Below are 19,445 nucleotides of genomic sequence, written 5' to 3'. Positions count from 1 at the left end.
TGTAGTGCTCCGTGCCGTCCTGGGCCGCGATCCGTCGAGCGCAGGTCGACCAATCGCCGCTGCCGTACGGTCGGTCAGTTAAAGTCCAGGTTCTCTCTGGTCGATGCGATTCTTAGGCTGCCCTTGCCGTCAGTCACGCGGCGACGCGAAATTCACGCAAAGTACCTGCTAAAAGTGGATTTGCGGTCCTTGGCCACCCGGCGGTTGGCTCGCGGCTTCTCTAAGGTCGGCCCGCGCCGGACCCCAAATGTCATTGACCGACCGTACGGCAGCGGCGATTGGTCGACCTGCGCTCGACGGATCGCGGCCCAGGACGGCACGCCGCTCCACGTGCTACGGATGCGGCTAATTACCTTCCTGCACAAGCCAATTCGAATGCTATGCGGTCAATCCGTCGGACCCGTGGCCGCGGCAAGGCATTCGCGCACCACCGAGACGACGTCCGCTGACGGGTTCGCCCACTTCCCGAGCCCCAACCGGTCGAGCAGGAGCCCGCCGAGGAACACGTCGACGAAAGCTGCCCCGACTTGTTCGGGTGTCCGGGAATCGGTGGGATCGAACCACACCCACATCCACTGCAGCGATCCCCACAGTTGCAGCGCGGCCAGGTCGACGTCGACGCTTCGGAACACACCGCTGTCAATTCCGTTGCGTATTTCGTCAATCGCCAGATTTTGCAACTGATTCCGTAACTTGCGCACTTGTTGCATCGCAGGATCATCGGACAACTGAACCACCTCGCGCTGGCTCGCCACCGTCGCATCGCGGGCGATCACCTGCAGCAGTGCCGAGGTGTAGATGATTGCGGCGATGCGCTCGTGCGGAGCGGCCAGGCGTTCCCATGCCATCTGCAACACATCGAGTTGGCGGGCCAGGTGGGTTTCTTCCAGTTCCCGCAACATCTGCGCTTTGGTGCCGAAGTGATGAACGATGGTGCCCTTGGACATACCGAGCTCGTCGGCGATGTCTCCCATATTCGTTCTGTCATAGCCGCGTTCGGCAACATAGCGGACAAACGCGTCGAAAATCTCGTTTCGCCTACCTGGCGATCGGGGCATCTTCCACCCTTCGGCATAAACTAACCGTACGAACGGTCTATCATAGCCGCCGCAAAGTCAAGTTCCCTCGCCGTTGCTGGGACCGGGAACGGTGGCCGGCATGTGGCGACGACGGTTTGAATTGGCGTCCTGCACTGCGGGGATCGGGTCGACGAGTCCCGCATCGTGCGGACATCTGGCCGGCCCGGCCTTTGAAACGGCGGCGAGCGACGGCCGGCAACTCAGCGGGCTCTAGGCGCCCTTGCGGCCATCGAACCTGTCCGGCGCGGTCACCACATAGGTGTTCGCGCGAGGTGATGATTTGATTTCACCGGCGGTGTACACGGTCATCAGTTCTCTGCCATCGCCGTCGACGACGCACACGTAGGTGTCGGTCTCGGCGTCGTAATCGAAGCTTTCCCAGGCCAATACGAATGCCAGGCAGTTCCCCTCGCGGTCCGTGATCACCAGCTTGTGAACCCCGGACTCCTTCAACAGCTCGGCGTCCTGCTCGCGCTGCCGAGGAACTTGGCTGGTGTGGAGCGTAGCGGTGTGTGACATTTGTGCACTCCCTTCACAGGGGTTTCTTCGTCCGGGCCTGGGCGCTCGATACTCACGTAATCCGAAGCCTGCCGGAGACGTTTCTCCGTGCATACCGGTCTGGCCAGGGCATTACGGCCCCTCTCGTGGGGCCGTAAGTCGCTCCCGCGCGGCTACGCGGTTCTGTGCCCGACCGTCGGGCCGCGAGTTGTCGACTCGGCGGTGGGACGAAACGCGGCAATGAGCACTCCGACGGCAAAAACGACTGCGATCAACCAGGGGAAGTGGCCATCGGGGGCGAATCCCTCGGAGGCGACGACGGACAGCGCGTAGGCCGCCATCGCGGCGCCGGTCAGCATCACCGGTTCCATCCAGCGCTCGGTGAGCGGAATCCCGACCAGCGGCAACGGGGCCGCGAAAATTCGCCGTCCCCACCACAACAACAGCATCTCGACCGCGGTCACGGCGCCGAGGATGGCCACCCATTCCAGCCGGGCCAACCACCACGCCGCGGTCCCGATGGGTGGTTGTGGCAGCAGCCCGGCGGGGTAACCGACGATCGCGACGATGACGACCGGAATCATGTGCCAAAGGTAAAGCGCCATGATGTTTCGATTACCGATGGAGAGCACGCGCTGGACACGCATGGCGTGCAGCGCGCGGTTGAGCGCGGGCGCCAGCGCGATCACAATCCCGGCTTGGGTGCCCGCAAACGACAACAGTGCCACGGTGGGCGGCGTCGTATTGTCGATCGTTTGACCGGGGACCCCGATCATGCTGACCGGATAGATCTTCAGCCACATCAGCAGCGCGAGCACGACCGCCGATACGCCGGCCAGTACGGCGGGTCTGTGGCCGTCCAATCGGCCTGCCCGCCAGGCGATTCCGAGCTGATAGAGGGCCCCCCAGGCCAAAAGGTAATTCAGCCAGTCGAGGTATTGCACATGGCCGCCAAGCCGGACGGCGTCTACCACCACAACGGCCAGGGCGAGGGCGCCGGGCGCCAAGAGTCCCCAACGCCGGTCTGCGGCAATGGCAATCGGCGTCAACGACACCACCACGAGATAGACGGCCAGAAACCAGAGGTGCATGGCGACCGCCCATCCGGCGTACTCGAGCACCGAGCCGGCGACACCGCCGGCGCCCAGGACGATCACCACCACCGACACCAGCACTCCGTAGACGGCCGTTGGTCCCAGCACCCGGGCCAGGCGATGCTGCAGCCAGGTCTGGCGCGAGAATCCGCCGGTGTCGCGCCGGTGGGTCCAGGACACAGCGCCGGCGTAGCCGGCCACCAGGAAGAACGTCGGAACCGCCTGGAATGGCCACGTCAGCCACTGGGTCCAGGGCAGCTCGACGAGGGGGTTCTGCCGGCCGAACTGCCCATCGCGATACGTCACCGATCCGGCCAGCCAGTGCCCCAGCACGATGAGCACCACACCCGACACGCGATAAAAATCGACCGCCAGATTTCGGTCCGGCCGCGGGGTGTTTGCGCGGTTCATCAGATCGGGGGAAGCTCGACGCGGTGCACAGCGCCACCGTACCGTCGCGCGGTTGCGTGAGGCGTGTCGAATCGCGTCGAGGACAGGAGACAAGCCATGAAACAGGTTCAACTCGGCGAGCTGAACGTCGGGCGCCTCGGACTCGGCGCGATGGGCATGTCGGTGGCTTACGCGGTCGGCGGTTTCGACGACGCCGAATCCATCCGCACGATTCATCGTGCCATCGACCTGGGTGTCACGCTGATCGACACCGCCGAGGTCTACGGGCCGTACGCCAACGAGGAACTCGTCGCCCGCGCCCTGCAGGGCCGCCGAGATCGGGTGGTGCTGGCAACCAAATTCGGGCTGATCTCGCATACCGGCCGCGACGGCCTGGACAGCAGCCCCGCCAATATCCGTCTCGCCGTGGAAGGTTCGCTGCAACGATTGGCGACCGATCACATCGATTTGTACTACCAGCACCGCCTCGACCGCCAAACCCCGATCGAGGACACGGTTTCAGCGCTGGCAGAACTGGTCGCCGCCGGGAAGATCCGGCACATCGGTCTGTCCGAGGTCGGCGTGAGCACCATTCGCCGCGCGCACGCGGTACACCCCATCACGGCCGTCCAGTCCGAGTACTCGCTGTGGACGCGCGATCAGGAAGAGGCGATATTGCCGGTGCTGCGCGAGCTGGGGATTGGATTCGTCGCCTATTCGCCGTTGGGGCGTGGCTTCCTCACCGGCGCCATCCGCTCCACGCAGGAGATTCCCGACACCGACTACCGCAAGACCAACCCGCGGTTCTTCGACGACAACTTCGCGCACAACCTCAGGTGTGCGGACGAATTACGCGACATCAGCGCCGACATCGGTGCCACCCCGGCCCAGGTGGCGTTGGCCTGGTTGCTGGCGAAAGGCCCCGACATCGTGCCGATCCCGGGAACCAAACGCGTCGCGCGCCTTGAAGAAAACGCCGGTGCCGACGCGATAGAACTGAGCGGCGACCAGCTGGCCAGGCTCGATCGCCTCACCCCGCCCGTGGGAGGGCACCACGCCGAGGCGCAAATGGCCTGGATCGACCGGTAGTCGTGCTGGTCGCGTCAGTCGACGCGGGCCAAAGCCGCTGTCCCGTATTTCTTTTCGACCAGCGCCCACGGGTCGGCGTAGGGTCCGCGTCCCTCGAGCCGGCGCTGCACGATCAGGACGGCGCGCAAGGCCGGCCGCAATAGCGGTCCAAGCAGCCGCAGCACGATGCGCAGGTGGCCCTGCGACGCGGCGAGCCAGGCCAGGGTATGGCTCCAGTCGTGTTCTTGAAAGTCCAGCAGCGCCTGCGCTTCGGTGGTGTCGTACCAGCCGGTGAAACTCCAGCCGCGGTCGTCGCTCGGGTCGCCGGGCAGGCTGGCCGATGGGCCGAGGCGACCCAATCCGATGGCCTCCATCAGGCCGTCCTCGAGGCCGCGCTGCGTCAGCACGTAGGACTCGTTACCGCCGATCAGCAGAACCTTGCCGGAAATGGTCGCTTCCCGATCGACGCCGTTGGCGAATGCCAGTGCCACGTCACGCGCGTCCACGGCGTGCATGCGGTTGTCTCCCGGCATCGATCGCATGAGGAGCAGCGAATCGGCGTTGACGGTCGAGTGGGTATCCGGCGAGATGACGCCGCCCAGCCGGAACAGCGCGTAGGGCAGCCCGCTCGCGCGGATCGCCGCCTCGCCGAGCACTTTGTCCTGGCCGTATTGATCGATCGGGTTCACCGGGGTGTCCGGGGTGATGCGCTCCGGCTGGCGGTAGGGATTCCTTGACCCGTACACCGCGGCGCTGGACGCCATGAGGAACAGCGGTGGACGGGGGAGCGCGGTGCAGGCGGCCAACAGGTTCTCGGTGCCACCGACGTTCACCTTTCGGGCCAAACCGGGATTGCGGTACGACAGCGGGGAGACGATCGCGGCCAGGTGGACGACCGCTCCCGGGGAATGCGTCGTGACGAGCTTGCGCACCGCCTCGGCGTCCAGCAGGTCGGTGTAGGCGGGAATCAGTGTCCCGGGGTATCCGGCGGCCGCGAGTTCCTTTTCCGCGGCGACGGTGTTGTCGTTGCGCAGATCCATTGCGACGACGGTTCGCCCCCGCTCCAAAAGAAGCTGCGTGCAACGCTTACCGACTTGCCCGAAGGCGCCGGTGACCAAAACGATGTCGACTGTCATGGGTGCGTCACCGGTCCATCAGCCGGCCGGCGATCTTGCCGATCGCCGTGCGCACTCGCGGAGAGACGTAGAACGAGAAAAACGGAGTCACGATGTCCTCACGGAGTCGAGTTAACTTGGAGCTCTTGATCAACCACTGCCCGGCGATGAGTTCATAGGTCTCGTGGTAGTGGCCGTAGCCGACCAGAGTCACCCCGGGCCCGAACCGGACGACGTCTTGCAGCGCCCATGTTCCACGTGCCGTCGTCGCCGACGTGAGCTCGATTTCGGGCGTGTGCACCTGGTGGGCGGTGGGCTGTGTAGGCCGGCCGAGGGCGCGGCGGGTGAACGCCACGAAATCGTCGGCGCCGGCGATCAGCTTGCCGCCCGCTTCGGACGTGTCACTGACGAAGTCGTCGGCGAAAATCGTCCGCCATGCCGCCCAGTCCTTGGTGTCCAGATGGCGGCAGTACCGGGCCTTGAGCTGCTTGATGGATTCGATCGCCGGCAGCGTCTCGGCGACCAGGCCGTCCGCGCGCTCTGTCATTGCGGCTCGATTCTTTCAGTAAGCGTCCCGGCGCGACGTTTCACTGGCGAAGTGTAAACGTCACCCCTTGAAGTAGACGATCTGATGCGTGGTGGCCAGCAGCCCGCCGTCGCGCGTCCACACCTGCGCGCTCTGGTCGGAATAGCCGCCGGAGAAGCGGTTGGCGTGCGCGGTGGCCAGGACGAAGTCGTTGTCCAGGGCACCGAGTTGATGCCGGTCGGCGTGAAAATACGTGGTCAACGAGATGGTCCCGGACGGGATGAAGCCGCCGCGGCGCAAAAACACCCGCGGGTAGAAGATGTCACACAGCGCGGCCAGCGCCGGATAGTCGACCGGGCGCCCGGCGCCGTCGCGGGCCCAGAGCGTGGTGGTCGAAGACGGGCTGGGATCCCCGTCTTTGCCGGGCATCGCGCCTTCGACGAACCGCATGTCGTACAGGCTCGTCCACCTGACGAGGCCCGGGTCGACGGCGGGCACCTGCTCGGGCGCCGGTGCGCTGGGCGGCCGGCTTTCGGTGTCGCTCCAGCTCTCCCGCCGGACCGCGTAGATCGCGGTCGCCGTGGTCTTGACGTCGCCGTCCTGGCTGAGTTCGACGATCCAATGCTGGTTGGTGCGGTTGGTGCGCGCGGCCCGAAGTGTGAGGTCGAAGTCGCCGTCGGCGATGGGGGCGGCGTAATTGACGGTCAAGGCCAGCGGTTCCCCGATGCGGTCGGGGTGCGTCTCGACGGCGCGCAGCATGGTGGCGGCCGTGATCCCGCCGAACGGTCCGACCATGTTGGCCCACTCCGGGTGCGTGCGGCCGCGCCTGGTGTCCGCGCCGACGGTGTCGAGCTGGATGGCTTCGTCGAACGGATGTGTGTCGGTCATCTGGCTTCCTTGATCTCCGGAGCGTGCAGCGCCGTGGAGCCGGGCTGCGCGCTTGCCACCGCACCGGCACGAGTCGACCGCAGATTACTTGCGGGCGACCGCGGTGCCGGACAGCGGGTCACGGCGCACCCAGCTGCGCCTATACACCCGGGTGGCGGTGCTGTACAGTCGCCCAGCACACGGTCGACGTCGAACGAGAGGCCATCGGTGTGACTTCCGAATCCGTCGAGGAATTCCGGAGCCGGGCCAGGGCCTGGCTGGCCGCCAACATGCCACGACTCGATCCGGCCAAGGCGGCGACGCTGGAGCGCGATGAGTTGCCGTCGTGGCGCCGGGCTCGTGAACTGCAAAAGCTCTTGTGGGACGGCGGATTCGCCGGGATCTGTTTTCCGCGCGAGTATGGCGGGCTCGGGCTGAGCTACGAATACAAAAAGGCGTTCGACGCCGAGTCCCAGGCCTACGAGACACCACTGCTGCTCAACGTCCCGTCGTTCGCCATCTGCTGCGCCACGATTCTCGATATGGGCAGCGAGGAGCAAAAGCGCACGCACATCTCGGCCGCGCTGCGCGGCGATGAGGTGCTGGTGCAACTGCTGTCCGAGCCCAACGGGGGATCGGATCTGGCCGGCGTCATCACCCGCGCCGAGCGCCGGGAAGGACGATGGATCATCAACGGCGCCAAGACCTGGAGCACCTGGGCGTTCGCCGCCGATTACGGTCTGTGCCTGGCCCGGACCGACTGGAACGTGCCCAAACACGAGGGGCTGACCATGTTCCTGGTACCGCTTGCCCATCCCGGCGTCACCATCAACCGCATCCAGCAGGTCAACGGCTCCATCGAATTCTGCGAGGAGTTCTTCGACGACGTCGAGGTGGGCGACGACGCTGTCGTCGGAGAACCGGGCAAGGGATGGGACGTCGCGTCGCGACAGCTCTACCACGAGCGGCGCACCATGGGGGACGGGTCGGAGTACACCAGCGGACCCGGAATCGCTGAGGCCCACGATGTTTCCGTCGACCTCGTGTTCTTGATCGAGAAGACGAATCAGGGTGACAACCGGCGACTCCAGGAAATGGTCGGCCGGGCGCTGGTGCACCGGGCCGTGCATGGACAACTCAGCGAACACGTCTTCCACGCCGTGGCCAGCGGATCCCTGCCGCCCGCCGCGGGATCGATCATCCGCCTGTACATGGCCGAGGTTCACGACGTCGAAACCGACACCGCGCTGGCCATGGCGGGCTCGGCGGCCGTGGTCGAGTACGACGGCGGGCTGCTCGACATCGGGACGCGCTATCTGAGCCGCCAGACCGCCAGCATCGGCGGCGGCACCACCGAGATGGCGCGCAACGTGATCGGCGAGCGGGTGTTGAACTTCCCGCGCGAGCGAGCCGACGACCGCGGCGTGCCGTTCAACCAGGTGCGGCGCGGCAAAGGCCCGGGAGGCGAACGGAATTGAGCGATCAGCTGCGTGACATCCGAGAGTTGGCGGGAGACTCCGACGCCTACCGCGATGAACTGTACCGCCGCTGGACGGGCCTGCTCAGTTACCGCTACATCGGTCGCAAACACTCGTCGATGAATCTGGGCGAGACCGACGACACCGTCACCATCCGCCGCGACATGCGCAACGAAGCGGGCGGAATCATGGTGGCGCCGTTGGCCATCTCCTCCCCGGAGGGCTGCCAGACCGACATGGTCGCCGTGCCCAATCCGGTTATCGCCTCGGTCCAGATCATCGATCCGGGTTACGACGTCAACAGGATCGAGATCGTCGGGTCGGGCATCGTGCACCAGGGCCGCACCATGGGCTACGGCCGCTGCACGATCGTCGACGCCGACAACCCGAGCAGAGTCATCGCCTTCAACGAGGGGCAGGGAGCGATCATCGGCACCCCGCCGGAAGGCCTGGACCGCATGGATGTTTCGGGCACGGAGCTGGTGGTCGAGGATTCGCCCGACCTGCCGCCGCTGTGGCAGGCCTTCGGTGCCGGCCGGCGGGGCGACGGCCACTGGATCCTGCCCGAGCTGAGCACCGAACTCGCGTCGCCGGACGCCGCGCTGCACATCGGACCCCAGCACGTCGTCCTCGAGACCGCGGCGATCGACCTCGCCGCCGAGGTCGCGGGAACCAGGAAGCTGCAGGTCGTCAGCTGGCACGTGATGTTCATGTCACGCGGCAAGGTGGGCCCTTTCCGGGTCGAGGGCACCGCACATCCGGGCGGAGCCGGACGCGTCGGAGTGCGCATGCTGCTGCACGACGAGGGCAACGCCGACAAGGCCGTCACCAGTGCCGCGGCGGTCTTCGACATCGTCCGCTGAGCCGGGGTCCGGCCGCGGGCCGAAAGGCCCGCGAGTGCGGGCATTACGACACTTGCCCGCCAGAGTGCACGACTGATCGACTCGGTGGGGACGCCGTTGGCCGTCGTCGGTGATGCTCGATGGCATTGGTTCTCGATCACGAACGGATTGCGAGGCCGGAGGAAGCGCTCATGGTTTTCGGTGTGCGCGGGCGTTGGATCGCGTGGGTGCGGCCCTATGTCGAACCGGCTTTGGTGGCAGGCACATTGGCTGCGTTGACAGCCGGGGGGATCGCGTGGCTCGGCGGTTGGCGCGGGGTGGCCGATGCCTGCTGGATTGCCGGCACGCTACTCGCGATCGCACCGGCCGCGGTGTGGGTGATGGCGGCATTACGCCGCCGACGCGGTGGCGTCGACCTCATTGCGTTGTTGTCGCTGATCGGCTGTCTGCTGGTCGACGAGTACCTGGCCGGTGCACTCATTGCGCTGATGTTGACGGGTGGGCGTGCGTTGGATGCGGCGGCCGAGCGCCGCGCCTCGCACGACCTGCGTGCGCTGCTTCAGCGCGCCCCGCGCTTTGCGCGGCGACGCATCGGTGCGCAGGTCAGTGTGATCCCGCTGGACGATGTCGCCGTCGGCGACGTGCTGGTGGTCGGCCCCGGTGAAGTGGTGCCGGTGGACGGGCGGGTGGCCGACGTCGCGGCGGTGCTGGATGAGTCCGTCCTGACCGGCGAACCGCTTCAGGTGGAGCGTGGGGTTGGCGAACCGGTCCGCAGCGGGGTGATCAACGCCGGCAGCGCTTTTGAACTGCGGACGACCGCAACCGCCGCCGAGAGCACATACGCGGGCATCGTCCGGCTGGCTCAGCGGGCCAGCGCGCAGAATGCGCCGATTGTGCGGTTGGCCGACCGCTACGCGGCCTGGTTTCTGCCGCTGGCGCTGCTACTTGCCGCGATCGCGTGGCTGGCGAGCGGATCAGCAGTGCGTGCCGTGGCGGTGCTGGTGGTGGCGACGCCATGCCCGCTGCTGCTGGCTGCACCGGTGGCGATCGTCTCGGGTTTGTCCCGGGCATCTCGCGCAGGGGTCGTCATCCGCGGCGGTGGTGTGCTGGAAAACCTCGGTCATGCAACGACTTTGGTGATGGATAAGACCGGAACCATGACAATGGGACAGCCGACGGTCGTCAACGTGATAGCCGCCCCCGACGAAGATGCGACTTCGGTACTACGGTTGGCCGCGTCGGCGGACCAGCTCTCGCCCCACGTACTGGCTGAGGCCATCGTCACCGAAGCGCTCCGCCGCGGCCTGGCGCTGTCGCTGCCCACCAATGTCCTCGAACAGCCCGGCCGCGGGGTCGCGGCAACGGTCGATGGACGGCCGGTCAGCGTCGGCAAACTGCCGCCCGACGGGGTGACCGGCGCGTGGACACGAACGGTGTTCAATCGTGCCCGCCTCGATAGTGCGGCCATTGCCTGGATCTGCGTCGAAAATCGGCCCGTGGGTGCCGTTTTGTTGCGCGACCCGCTGCGTCGCCAGGCGCCGCGCACGGTGCGGCGGTTGCGCGAGGCGGGACTGAATCGGTTGATCATGCTCACCGGAGACCGCCTGGAGCCAACCCGCGAAATCGCCGCGATCCTGGGACTGGACGAGGTCTACGCCGAGCAGACGCCGGCCGACAAATTCGCCGCCGTGCGCGACGAATCCGCGCGCGCCGTGACGGTGATGGTGGGCGACGGCATCAACGACGCGCCGGCATTGGCCGGGGCCACCGTCGGCGTGGCGATGGGCGCGCGGGGCGCCACGGCATCCTCGGAGGCCGCAGATGTCGTGCTGACCACGGATCGCATCGACCGACTTGCTGACGCCATGGATATCGCCCGCTGGTCGCGGCGTATTGCCGTGCAGAGCGCGGTTGTCGGCATGGCCCTGTCGCTGATGGCCATGGTGATCGCCGCGCTGGGCTGGTTGCCGCCCGCCGCGGGCGCGCTGCTGCAGGAAGGCATTGACGTCACCGTCATCCTCAACGCATTGCGGGCACTGCGGGGCAACCCCGGCGCCGAGGCGTCGTTGGCGGCCGGCACGGAAAAGATGTTGCACCGCTTCGCCGCCGAACACGAAGAGCTGCGTGACACCATCGGACTCCTGCGGGACAGCGCGGATCGGCTGGTCGCCGGCCCGGACGCCGCGGGATTGGAATCGTTGGCCGCCGCGCATGCCCTGCTGGCCGAGCGGATCCTTCCCCATGAACAAGCGGAGGAAAATCAGCTGTATCCGGCCCTGGCGCGCCCCCTGGGCAACGCAGCCACCGCGACCATGAGCCGGATGCACGCCGAGATTCAGCGTCTTTCCGATCGCATCGGCACGCATCTGGCTCTCGCGCAGGCGGCCGGAGCGATCCAGCCCGACCAAGTCGACGACCTACTCGCGTGCCTCTACGGTCTGTACACGCTCTTGCGGCTGCACTTCGTTCAGGAAGAGGAAAATTACTTCGTTCTCGTGGAGGATGATCTCGCCCCCGCGGTCAAAACCGCTGAGCGGCAACGTAATCAGCTGACGTCAGCTGGGGGCGATCCCACCCCGGCCGACGCGGCTCGGGGTGTTGAGCCTCGGCATTCGTGTGACCAAAGGCCTTTCGCGCGGGGACTTCAGGCCGGCGACAAGGGCGACTGAAGGACTGCGGGCGGGTTTCGTTCGGCTCTACGGACCGAGTAAGCGATGTGGTCGAATCGAGCCTACGGCCGATCGAGGAGGCTGCGATGAGGTTCCCGAGGCATGTGAATCGGGTTGAGGTGACCTACTACGTCACCGACCGCCTGCATGATGGCCGCACTGTTGCGGTGCCTGGACGTGAGATCGCCGCCATCGTGTCGACCTGGCTGGCCGAGCTGGGAACTCATAGCCCCCTGGTGGAGGAGTTGGCACGGGCGGCGTGCGTCGGCGACTGGGTGACGGCTTGCGCCGTCGGTAACCAGCTGTCCGTGGGTATCAGCGTTGCGAGCGCAGCGTAGGTTGCGTCCGAATCGCCCCGTGATTACCTGATTTGTGGCACAAAGTCACTCGCAGCTGGGGACGTCATCCCCTCGTGCGGCCGCGGGTAATCGAAAGATCATTGACAAGACCACGCCATGGAAGGGGCTGAGTATGACTACGCGCTTTCCCGATGAGGGCACCGTCCGGACGGTGCTGGCCTTGGCGTCTCGCGCTCCGTCCGTGCATAACACTCAGCCGTGGCGCTGGCTGGTGGGCCAGGAGAGCCTGCATCTCTACTCCGAGCTTGACCGGCAGTTGCCGAACACCGACCCGGACGGCCGCGACTTGATCTTGAGTTGCGGTGCGGCCCTGAACCACTGCGCGGTTGCATTCGCGGCGGTCGGTTGGCAAGCCAAGGTGACCCGCTTCCCTAATCCCGATGATCCCAGTCACCTCGCCGCGATCGAGCTGGTGCGCGCTACTGCGGATTCCGTTGACATATCGCTTGCGGCGGCGATACCCCGGCGACGAACCGACCGGCGCCACTACAGTTCCTGGCCGGTACCGGTGGGCGACATCGCACTGATGGCCGCCCGGGCCGCCCGCAACGGAGTGACGCTGTGCCAAGTCGAAGACACCGACAGGTTGCATAAGCTTGTGACTCAATCGGTTTGGGACCACATGAACCACGACTACCTGGTCGAACTCACCGCATGGAGCGGCCGCTACGCGTCGGAGGCCGGCGTTCCCGCACGGAATACGCCGCAGTCCGACCCCAGCGCAAGAATCCCGGGTCGGCTGTTTGCCGGCCCTGCGTTAGCGATGCCATCGGGATCGTCGGCCGCCGAGGACAATGCCGTGGTGCTTGCGCTTGGAACCCGCAGCGACGACAGGCTGGCCCAACTGCGTGCCGGAGAGGCCACCAGCATCGTGCTGTTGACCGCGACATCGATGGGCTTGGCCAGTTGCCCGGTTACCGAACCGCTGGAGGTTGCGGAAACACGCGAGGCGGTGCGCGCCGAGATCTTCGGTGGGAGCAGCTATCCGCAGATGCTGCTGCGGGTCGGCTGGGCGCCGATCAACGCCGATCCCTTGCCGTCGACACCGCGACGAGACTTCTCCGATTTCGTCGAATGGATGTCCGAGCGCGAACACAGCGGCCGCTGAGTAGTAGGCCGGCCCCGATCGCTGTGAATGTTCGGCATGAAACCGGAATCGTGGGGCTCGAGGGGGCATGCGATGGAACAGTTCATGTTAGACCCACGCTGCTGGCGGGTCGCCCGCATTTTTGGCCGCAATCCACTGCTCCGGCGTGTTGATCGAATCGAAGCCATGGTCGCGATGCTGGCGATCGTCGTGTCGCTGGTTGCGATACCCATCGCCGGCGTCGCGGGCACAGCGGTCTACGGTTCACGTCACAGTCAGTACGTGCAGGAAGCGAATCAACGGCACGCGGTCGTGGCAACGATCACGGCTACCGGAAAAGATCGCGTGAATGCGGCTGCGGTGCAGGCGAGTTGGCCGGTCGTGGGCGGGGACCGCTCTGGACCGATCCTGGTCGCCAGTGCCGCCAAGGTGGGCCAGCACATCCGGATCTGGATCGATGAGAACGGCAACCCGGCGGACCCGCCGACTCCGGTTTGGCAGGCCTTCACCGTCGCCCTGGCAACCGGACTGGCGATCGTGCTGGCGACGGCTCTCGCTTCGGCCGCACTCGCCACCGGCATCCGTGCGCGGCTCGATCGCGCACGCGACGTTCGGTGGGAGCGCGAGATCAGGCACTTCCAGGAAAACGGCGGCCGGACGAACCAGCGTTGACGCGAGAAGGGGCAAACGCCTCTTTGCAGAGGATGTGGGTCGGGCGGATGATGTGTCGATGAGCGGACATGGCGACGATCCCGGCGTCGCGATGTTGACCACCGCTGGGCTGCACCGCCTGGTCGAGGTGCTGATCGCACAGGGATACCGGGTGGTGGGTCCGACGCTACGGGACAACGCGATCGTGCTGGCCGAACTCGCCTCGGCAGCCGATCTGCCCAACGGGTGGGGTGTCGATGTGGGTCCGGGACACTACCGGGTCCGTCGCCGCGAGGACGACGCGGCGTTCGGGCACTCGGCCGGTCCGCAGTCCTGGAAGCAATTTCTCCACCCACCCCGGCAGCGCATGTGGGCGGGCACCCGGGGCGGCACCGGCGAAGCGGAATCCCAAGAAGAGACTCCCCGGTACGCATTCCTCGGAGTGCGCGGGTGCGACCTGGCGGCGATCGCGACACTGGACCGCGTGCTGGGCGGTCCTTCCTATCCCGACCAGTCTTTTGTCGGGCGCCGCCGCCTTGCTTTCGTGATCGCGGTGAACTGCACGGAACCGGGCGGATTGTGCTTCTGCGCGTCGATGGGCACCGGACCCGCGGCCGGACCGGGTTACGACCTGGCCCTCACGGAGCGGCTCGAGGGCGACGAGCCGTCCTACCTTGTCGACGTCGGCAGTGCGGAGGGCGCCGACGTGCTGGCGGCCGTATCGCATCGACTCGCCGAGGACGACGAAATCGCCTCTGCTCGTGATGATGTCGAGGCCGCGGCACATCGAATGGGTCGCCAGATGCCGGAGGCGGATTTGCGGGACCTGCTCGTCCGGTCGCGCGAATCGCCGCAATGGGACGAGGTGGCCAGTCGTTGCCTGACGTGCGGCAACTGCACGATGGTATGCCCGACGTGCTTTTGCACCAGTACCGAAGACGTCAGCGATCTCACGGGGGAGCACGCCGAGCGTTGGCGGCACTGGGCGTCGTGTTTCGAATTCGACTTCACTTACATTCACGGCGGTGGCAGTGTTCGCCAGTCGGGCGCATCGCGCTACCGGCATTGGCTGACCCACAAATTGGGCACGTGGCACGATCAGTTCGGTATGTCGGGCTGTGTCGGCTGCGGGCGCTGTATCGCCTGGTGCCCAACCGGTATCGACATCACCGCGGAAATGAACAAGATGGCCGGCGATGACTGACCGGGTGGTCGGCACTACCGCACTGGCGTCGGCCATGGCGCCCATCCCGTATCGGGTGTGCACGCGGGTGGTGGAGAGTCCGGACTCGGCGACGCTGACCCTGGTTCCGGTTGACGAGTCGCTACGGTCTCCCCAACCGGGGGAGTTCATGATGCTCTACGCGTTCGGTGTCGGCGAAGCCGCGATTTCGATCAGCGGTGATCCCACCGTCACCGACGGGTCGATCACCCACACGGTCCGCGCGGTCGGCGCGGTCAGCCGGGCACTGCACGACGCCGGCCCGGGAACCGTTGTCGGCGTGCGCGGCCCGTTCGGCACCACGTGGGGATTGGACGAGGCGGTCGGCAGGGACCTGGTGATGGTCGCCGGCGGCGTCGGGCTGTGTCCATTGCGCCCGGCCGTGCTCGGCGCGCTGGCGCGCCGCGCGCGCTACGGCAAGCTCACGCTCATCGTCGGTGCACGTTCCCGGGCCGACTTCGTATTCGCTGCCCAACTGGAAAAGTGGGCGCAGGAGCCGCAGATCGATCTGCATCTGATCGTCGATGCTCCGGTAGCCGGGTGGACGGGCGAGGTCGGGCTGGTCACCGCGCCTCTGAGCCGGCTCGAGCTCGATGCCGATCGCACCACGGCATTCCTGTGCGGGCCGGAACCGATGCTGCGCTTCGCGGCCGACGTCCTGCTGACGAAAGGCCTGGCAGCGCAGAATATTCGAGTGTCACTGGAACGCAACATGCAGTGCGGAGTCGGTTGGTGCGGGCACTGCCAGCTGGGGCCGCTACTGCTGTGCCGGGACGGGCCGGTCGTCGGTTACGACATCGCCGGACCGCTGCTGCGGGTGAAGGAGCTTTGAGTGAGCCGACCCACGCTGGCCGTGTGGAAGTTTGCCTCCTGCGACGGTTGTCAGCTGACCCTGCTGGACTGCGAGGACGAGCTGCTGGTCCTGGCCGACCAAGTCGAGATCGCCACCTTCGCGGAAGCTTCGAGTGCAACCGTCGGCGGTCCTTACGACGTGTCACTGGTCGAAGGTTCGATCACCACCCGGCGTGATGCGCAACGGATTCAAGAAATCCGGGACCAATCGAAAGTTTTGGTCACCATCGGCGCGTGCGCGACCGCCGGGGGCGTGCAGGCGCTCCGCAACTTTGCCGACATCGCCGAATTCACCTCCGTCGTGTACGCGAAACCCGAATACATCGATACGCTGGCCACCTCCACGCCCGCGTCGGAGCACGTCACCGTTGACTACCAGCTGCCCGGGTGCCCCATCGACCGTGGACAGCTGCTCGATACCCTCGCCGCGCTGCTCATCGGGCGCAAACCACGGCTGCCGGCCAAGACGGTGTGCACGGAATGCAAACTTCGCGGCGTGACGTGCGTCCTGGTCGCCGACGGCATTCCATGTCTGGGACCGGTCACCCACGCCGGCTGCGGAGCCTTGTGTCCACGGCATCATCGCGGTTGCTACGGCTGCTTCGGCCCGTCGGCGGCACCACGCACCGCGACATTGATCCCACTGCTGCGCCGAGACGGCATGTCCGACGGCGATGTCGACCGGGTGTTCTCAACGTTCAACGTCGCGCCGTTCGCCGCCGAGCGGGGCAAGGAATGACGGGGGGGACCCGCACCCTGAGTGTCGGCGCGCTCACCCGGGTGGAAGGTGAAGGCGCGCTGCACATCACCTTCAAGGGTGCGGAGTTGGAGAGCGTCCAGCTCAACATCTACGAGCCGCCGAGGTTTTTCGAGGCGTTCCTGCGCGGCCGTGCCTACACCGAACCCCCGGACTTGACCGCGCGCATCTGCGGGATATGCCCCGTCGCCTATCAGATCAGTGCCTGCAACGCGATCGAACAAGCCTGTGGCGTCGACATCGATGAGGAACTCATCGCGCTGCGGCGGTTGTTGTATTGCGGCGAGTGGATCAACAGTCACGCGCTGCACATCTATCTGTTGCACGCACCGGACTTTCTCGGCTACTCCGACATCGTGGGCATGGCGCGCGATCACGCCGAGGCCGTGGAGCGTGGGTTGGCGCTGAAAAAGGCCGGCAACCGCTTGATGGAGTTTGTCGGTGGGCGGGCGATACATCCCGTCAATGTGCGCCTGGGCGGTTTCTATTCCGTGCCGACCAAGGGCGACTTCAGACCGGTAACCGAGCAATTGCGCGTGGCGCTGGACGACGCGCTGGCGACGGTCGAGTGGGCGTCGCGGTTCGATTTCCCCGACCTCGAGCTTGACCACGAGTTTCTGGCGCTCAGTGCATCCGGCCGTTACCCCATCGAGGATGGTGTGATCGCGCGCAGCGCCGGCCCGGCTTTCCCCGTCGCCGATTTCACCAGCCACGTTGCCGAGTCGCAGGTGCCGTACTCGACGGCGTTGCACGCCACGCTCGACGGCGGCCGCCACTTGACCGGACCGCTCGCACGATACTCGTTGAACTCGTCGGCGCTGTCACCCGTCGCCGCTCAGGCCGCGACGAGCGCCGGGTTGTCGCGCGAATGCCGAAACCCGTTCCGAAGCATCCTCGTTCGCGCCGTAGAAATCGTCTACGCGATCGAAGAGGCGTTGCGGATCATCGAGGCATACGAGCGCCCGTCGCGCCCGTACGTCGACGTTCCCGCCCGGGCCGGGGTAGGCCACGGCGTCAGCGAGGCGCCGCGTGGGCTGCTCTATCACCGCTATCAGATCGACGCCGCCGGATTGGTATCGGCGGCGACCATCATTCCTCCCACCTCGCAGAATCAAGCCGCGATCGAGGCGGACCTGGCCCGCCTCATCACGGACAACCTCGCCCTCGATGATGCCGCGCTGACCGCACTGTGCGAGAAAACGATTCGCAGTTACGATCCGTGCATCTCGTGCTCGGCGCACTTCCTGACACTGAAGGTGCAGCGCCGGTGAGCCGAAACATCGTCGTCATCGGCCTGGGCAACAGCTACCGGTGCGACGACGGCGTTGGCATCGCCGCCGCCCAGGCGCTCGACGACATGGCATTGCCGGGGGTTCGGGTGGTCACCGGCATTGCCGAACCGATGGGCCTGATCGAGACTTGGTCCGGCGCCGCTCTGGCCGTGGTGATCGATGCCGCCGCCGCCAATCCGTCGGTGCCGGGGCGTATTCGCCGCTGCACCGCGCGCGATGCGGCCGATGAATCCGCGAAATTCAGCTCGCACGGCATGAACCTCGGTCGTACACAGTCGTTAGGGCAAGCCCTCGGCCGACTCCCCGACGCGCTGGTGGTCTTCACCGTCGAAGCGGCCGATACCGGCCACGGCGTGGGCTTGACCCCACCCGTGGCAGCTGCGGTACCGGAAGTGGTCGGCCTGGTGGCGGCCGAGATCAACTGTGCACGGCTGTCAACGAAGCGATAGCAGCACTGAGCTTTTCCGCGATCTCGCGGGCGATCGCCAACAGCGCGGGCTCACCGATTACCTCCACCAGGAGGGTAGGGTCCATCGCCTCGACAATCACCGTGTCGGGATCACCGGGGTCTGCCCGTACCACGACGTTGCAGGGCAGTAACAACCCGATATCTCGATCCACGCTGATGGCCTGGTACGTCAACTCCAGGTTGCATGCACCGAGGATCAGGTACTCCTCGATGGCTACCCCGAGCGTTGCCTTCAGTGTCTCCGCGATTCTGATCTCGGTGAGTACACCAAACCCGTTTTGTGCGAGTGCCTCTCGAGTGCAATCCACCGCGTCTTGGAATCGGCTGGCTAAGCGCGTCGATAAAGCAATGGTCATGCTGACCTGTCATCGGACGACCCGAGAAAGATCGGGTAGGCAGAACCCGCCACTCGTGTCGCGGCCTGGCTGCCTGCCGGGGGGCCGGTCATGCCGGCCGCTGTCAGCACGGGCCCTCGCCCGCATCTGGACCGTGCGGCTCGCGTCGGCGCGGCGCGCCGATCAGGGGCGCCGAATAAGGGAAGTCCACAGGATCGATCTGATCGTCCGAACGGAGCCTGCGATAGGGGCGGAAGTCCCAAAGTCGACCGGATCCAGCCCCGCGCATCGAGCCGACTTGCCGGATCGTCGAGTGGGGTATTCCCAGATGACCTAAGGCACTAGTTGGTATGGGCCGGCACGGAGAAGCTTGAGACCGTGCAAAGGAGAATTCGATGATCGAAGAACTGCAGGATATGCCCCAGGGTGTGATCGGTCTCCGCGTGTCGGGCCGGTTGCGTGGTGACGAGCTGCGGGAGATGAAGCCCGCTCTCGAAGACCTACTCAAGACCGGCGAGATCAGAATCGTGGAGATCATTCCTGACGATTACGAGGGCTTCGGGCCCGGCGGCTTCTTCGAGGATCTCAAGCTGGGGCTGGGCACCGTGTTGCCGCATTATTCGGCGTTCAAGCGAATCGCAGTCGTATCCGACAAGGAGTGGGTCGCACACACGCTGCATGCCCTGTCGTGGATGGTTCCCGGGGAGCTCGCGGTGTTCGGGCTCGACGAGCTCGAGCATGCCAAGGAATGGGCCGCGGGCTGAGGACCTTTGGTCATCTGAGTTTGTGACGTGA

General features: G+C 66.1%; 20 protein-coding genes. 13 read left to right on the top strand and 7 right to left on the bottom strand.

Features of this window, described 5'->3' with window-relative positions; genetic code table 11:
* Window positions 1–386: 386 nt before the first annotated feature.
* From A5688_RS01235 to A5688_RS01225, 3 genes are all read right to left on the bottom strand, one after another.
* Entirely contained in the window at window positions 387–1,058 is a 672-nt protein-coding gene (locus A5688_RS01235; protein WP_067831440.1) for a TetR/AcrR family transcriptional regulator, read from the bottom strand.
* A 231-nt stretch (window positions 1,059–1,289) separates the two neighbouring features.
* A complete protein-coding gene (locus tag A5688_RS01230) occupies window positions 1,290–1,598 on the bottom strand; it encodes a hypothetical protein (RefSeq protein ID WP_067831441.1) in 309 nt (102 codons plus the stop codon).
* 152 nt (window positions 1,599–1,750) lie between these two features.
* Window positions 1,751–3,082 (bottom strand): acyltransferase family protein, encoded by a 1,332-nt coding sequence (locus A5688_RS01225; RefSeq protein ID WP_067831443.1) that lies wholly within the window; start codon window positions 3,080–3,082, stop codon window positions 1,751–1,753.
* A 96-nt stretch (window positions 3,083–3,178) separates the two neighbouring features.
* Between A5688_RS01225 and A5688_RS01220 the strand changes: the two genes are divergently transcribed.
* Window positions 3,179–4,150 (top strand): aldo/keto reductase, encoded by a 972-nt coding sequence (locus A5688_RS01220; protein ID WP_067914671.1) that lies wholly within the window; start codon window positions 3,179–3,181, stop codon window positions 4,148–4,150.
* Window positions 4,151–4,164: 14 nt separating this feature from the next.
* Here the strand turns inward: A5688_RS01220 and A5688_RS01215 are convergent, their stop codons facing one another.
* Genes A5688_RS01215 through A5688_RS01205 form a run of 3 tightly spaced genes read right to left on the bottom strand, consistent with a single transcriptional unit; the run spans window position 4,165 to window position 6,658 of the window.
* The gene (locus tag A5688_RS01215) at window positions 4,165–5,265 is read right to left on the bottom strand and encodes an NAD-dependent epimerase/dehydratase family protein (protein WP_067914669.1); all 1,101 of its coding nucleotides are present in this window, start codon (window positions 5,263–5,265) and stop codon (window positions 4,165–4,167) included.
* 7 nt (window positions 5,266–5,272) lie between these two features.
* Complete coding sequence (locus A5688_RS01210; RefSeq protein ID WP_067831449.1) at window positions 5,273–5,791, bottom strand: nuclear transport factor 2 family protein; 519 nt, start codon at window positions 5,789–5,791, stop codon at window positions 5,273–5,275.
* A gap of 60 nt (window positions 5,792–5,851) precedes the next feature.
* Window positions 5,852–6,658: an acyl-CoA thioesterase gene (locus A5688_RS01205; RefSeq protein WP_067831451.1), complete on the bottom strand. Its 807-nt coding sequence runs from the start codon at window positions 6,656–6,658 to the stop codon at window positions 5,852–5,854.
* Between the two features lie 209 nt (window positions 6,659–6,867).
* On the opposite strand from A5688_RS01205, the gene A5688_RS01200 reads away from it, so the two are divergent.
* The 11 genes from A5688_RS01200 (at window position 6,868) to A5688_RS01150 (ending at window position 18,295) form a co-directional block, all read left to right on the top strand.
* Window positions 6,868–8,115, top strand: coding sequence for an acyl-CoA dehydrogenase family protein (locus A5688_RS01200; RefSeq protein ID WP_068268025.1), 1,248 nt, complete (start codon window positions 6,868–6,870; stop codon window positions 8,113–8,115).
* Window positions 8,112–8,978, top strand: a complete 867-nt coding sequence (locus A5688_RS01195; protein WP_067914667.1) for a hypothetical protein — start codon at window positions 8,112–8,114, stop codon at window positions 8,976–8,978. The genes A5688_RS01200 and A5688_RS01195 overlap by 4 nt, the downstream gene beginning before the upstream one ends.
* A gap of 170 nt (window positions 8,979–9,148) precedes the next feature.
* On the top strand, window positions 9,149–11,626 hold the full coding sequence (locus A5688_RS01190) for a heavy metal translocating P-type ATPase (protein ID WP_082955223.1): 2,478 nt from the start codon (window positions 9,149–9,151) through the stop codon (window positions 11,624–11,626).
* Window positions 11,627–11,712: 86 nt separating this feature from the next.
* Window positions 11,713–11,964 (top strand): hypothetical protein, encoded by a 252-nt coding sequence (locus A5688_RS01185; protein WP_067831694.1) that lies wholly within the window; start codon window positions 11,713–11,715, stop codon window positions 11,962–11,964.
* Window positions 11,965–12,097: 133 nt separating this feature from the next.
* Window positions 12,098–13,093, top strand: coding sequence for an Acg family FMN-binding oxidoreductase (locus tag A5688_RS01180; protein WP_067914665.1), 996 nt, complete (start codon window positions 12,098–12,100; stop codon window positions 13,091–13,093).
* A 72-nt stretch (window positions 13,094–13,165) separates the two neighbouring features.
* Entirely contained in the window at window positions 13,166–13,744 is a 579-nt protein-coding gene (locus A5688_RS01175) for an Rv1733c family protein (protein ID WP_067914683.1), read from the top strand.
* A gap of 58 nt (window positions 13,745–13,802) precedes the next feature.
* The gene (locus A5688_RS01170; protein WP_067831696.1) at window positions 13,803–14,927 is read left to right on the top strand and encodes a 4Fe-4S dicluster domain-containing protein; all 1,125 of its coding nucleotides are present in this window, start codon (window positions 13,803–13,805) and stop codon (window positions 14,925–14,927) included.
* A complete protein-coding gene (locus A5688_RS01165) occupies window positions 14,920–15,777 on the top strand; it encodes an FAD/NAD(P)-binding protein (RefSeq protein WP_067831459.1) in 858 nt (285 codons plus the stop codon). The genes A5688_RS01170 and A5688_RS01165 overlap by 8 nt, the downstream gene beginning before the upstream one ends.
* Complete coding sequence (locus A5688_RS01160) at window positions 15,778–16,536, top strand: oxidoreductase (protein WP_067831461.1); 759 nt, start codon at window positions 15,778–15,780, stop codon at window positions 16,534–16,536. It begins immediately after the preceding gene.
* Window positions 16,533–17,825, top strand: coding sequence for a Ni/Fe hydrogenase subunit alpha (locus A5688_RS01155; protein WP_067831463.1), 1,293 nt, complete (start codon window positions 16,533–16,535; stop codon window positions 17,823–17,825). The genes A5688_RS01160 and A5688_RS01155 overlap by 4 nt, the downstream gene beginning before the upstream one ends.
* Window positions 17,774–18,295 (top strand): hydrogenase maturation protease, encoded by a 522-nt coding sequence (locus A5688_RS01150; RefSeq protein ID WP_242660408.1) that lies wholly within the window; start codon window positions 17,774–17,776, stop codon window positions 18,293–18,295. The genes A5688_RS01155 and A5688_RS01150 overlap by 52 nt, the downstream gene beginning before the upstream one ends.
* Here the strand turns inward: A5688_RS01150 and A5688_RS01145 are convergent.
* Entirely contained in the window at window positions 18,264–18,671 is a 408-nt protein-coding gene (locus A5688_RS01145; protein ID WP_067831470.1) for a DUF302 domain-containing protein, read from the bottom strand. The genes A5688_RS01150 and A5688_RS01145 overlap by 32 nt on opposite strands.
* Window positions 18,672–19,045: 374 nt before the next feature.
* On the opposite strand from A5688_RS01145, the gene A5688_RS01140 reads away from it, so the two are divergent.
* Window positions 19,046–19,414, top strand: coding sequence for an STAS/SEC14 domain-containing protein (locus A5688_RS01140; protein WP_067831472.1), 369 nt, complete (start codon window positions 19,046–19,048; stop codon window positions 19,412–19,414).
* The last annotated feature ends 31 nt before the right edge of the window (window positions 19,415–19,445 follow it).

It is taken from the genome of Mycobacterium mantenii, assembly GCF_001667865.1.
In the GTDB taxonomy this organism is placed as follows: Bacteria; Actinomycetota; Actinomycetes; order Mycobacteriales; family Mycobacteriaceae; genus Mycobacterium; species Mycobacterium mantenii_A.
Note: the sequence above shows the minus strand (reverse complement) of the source record. Positions and strands in the feature narration are given on the sequence as shown.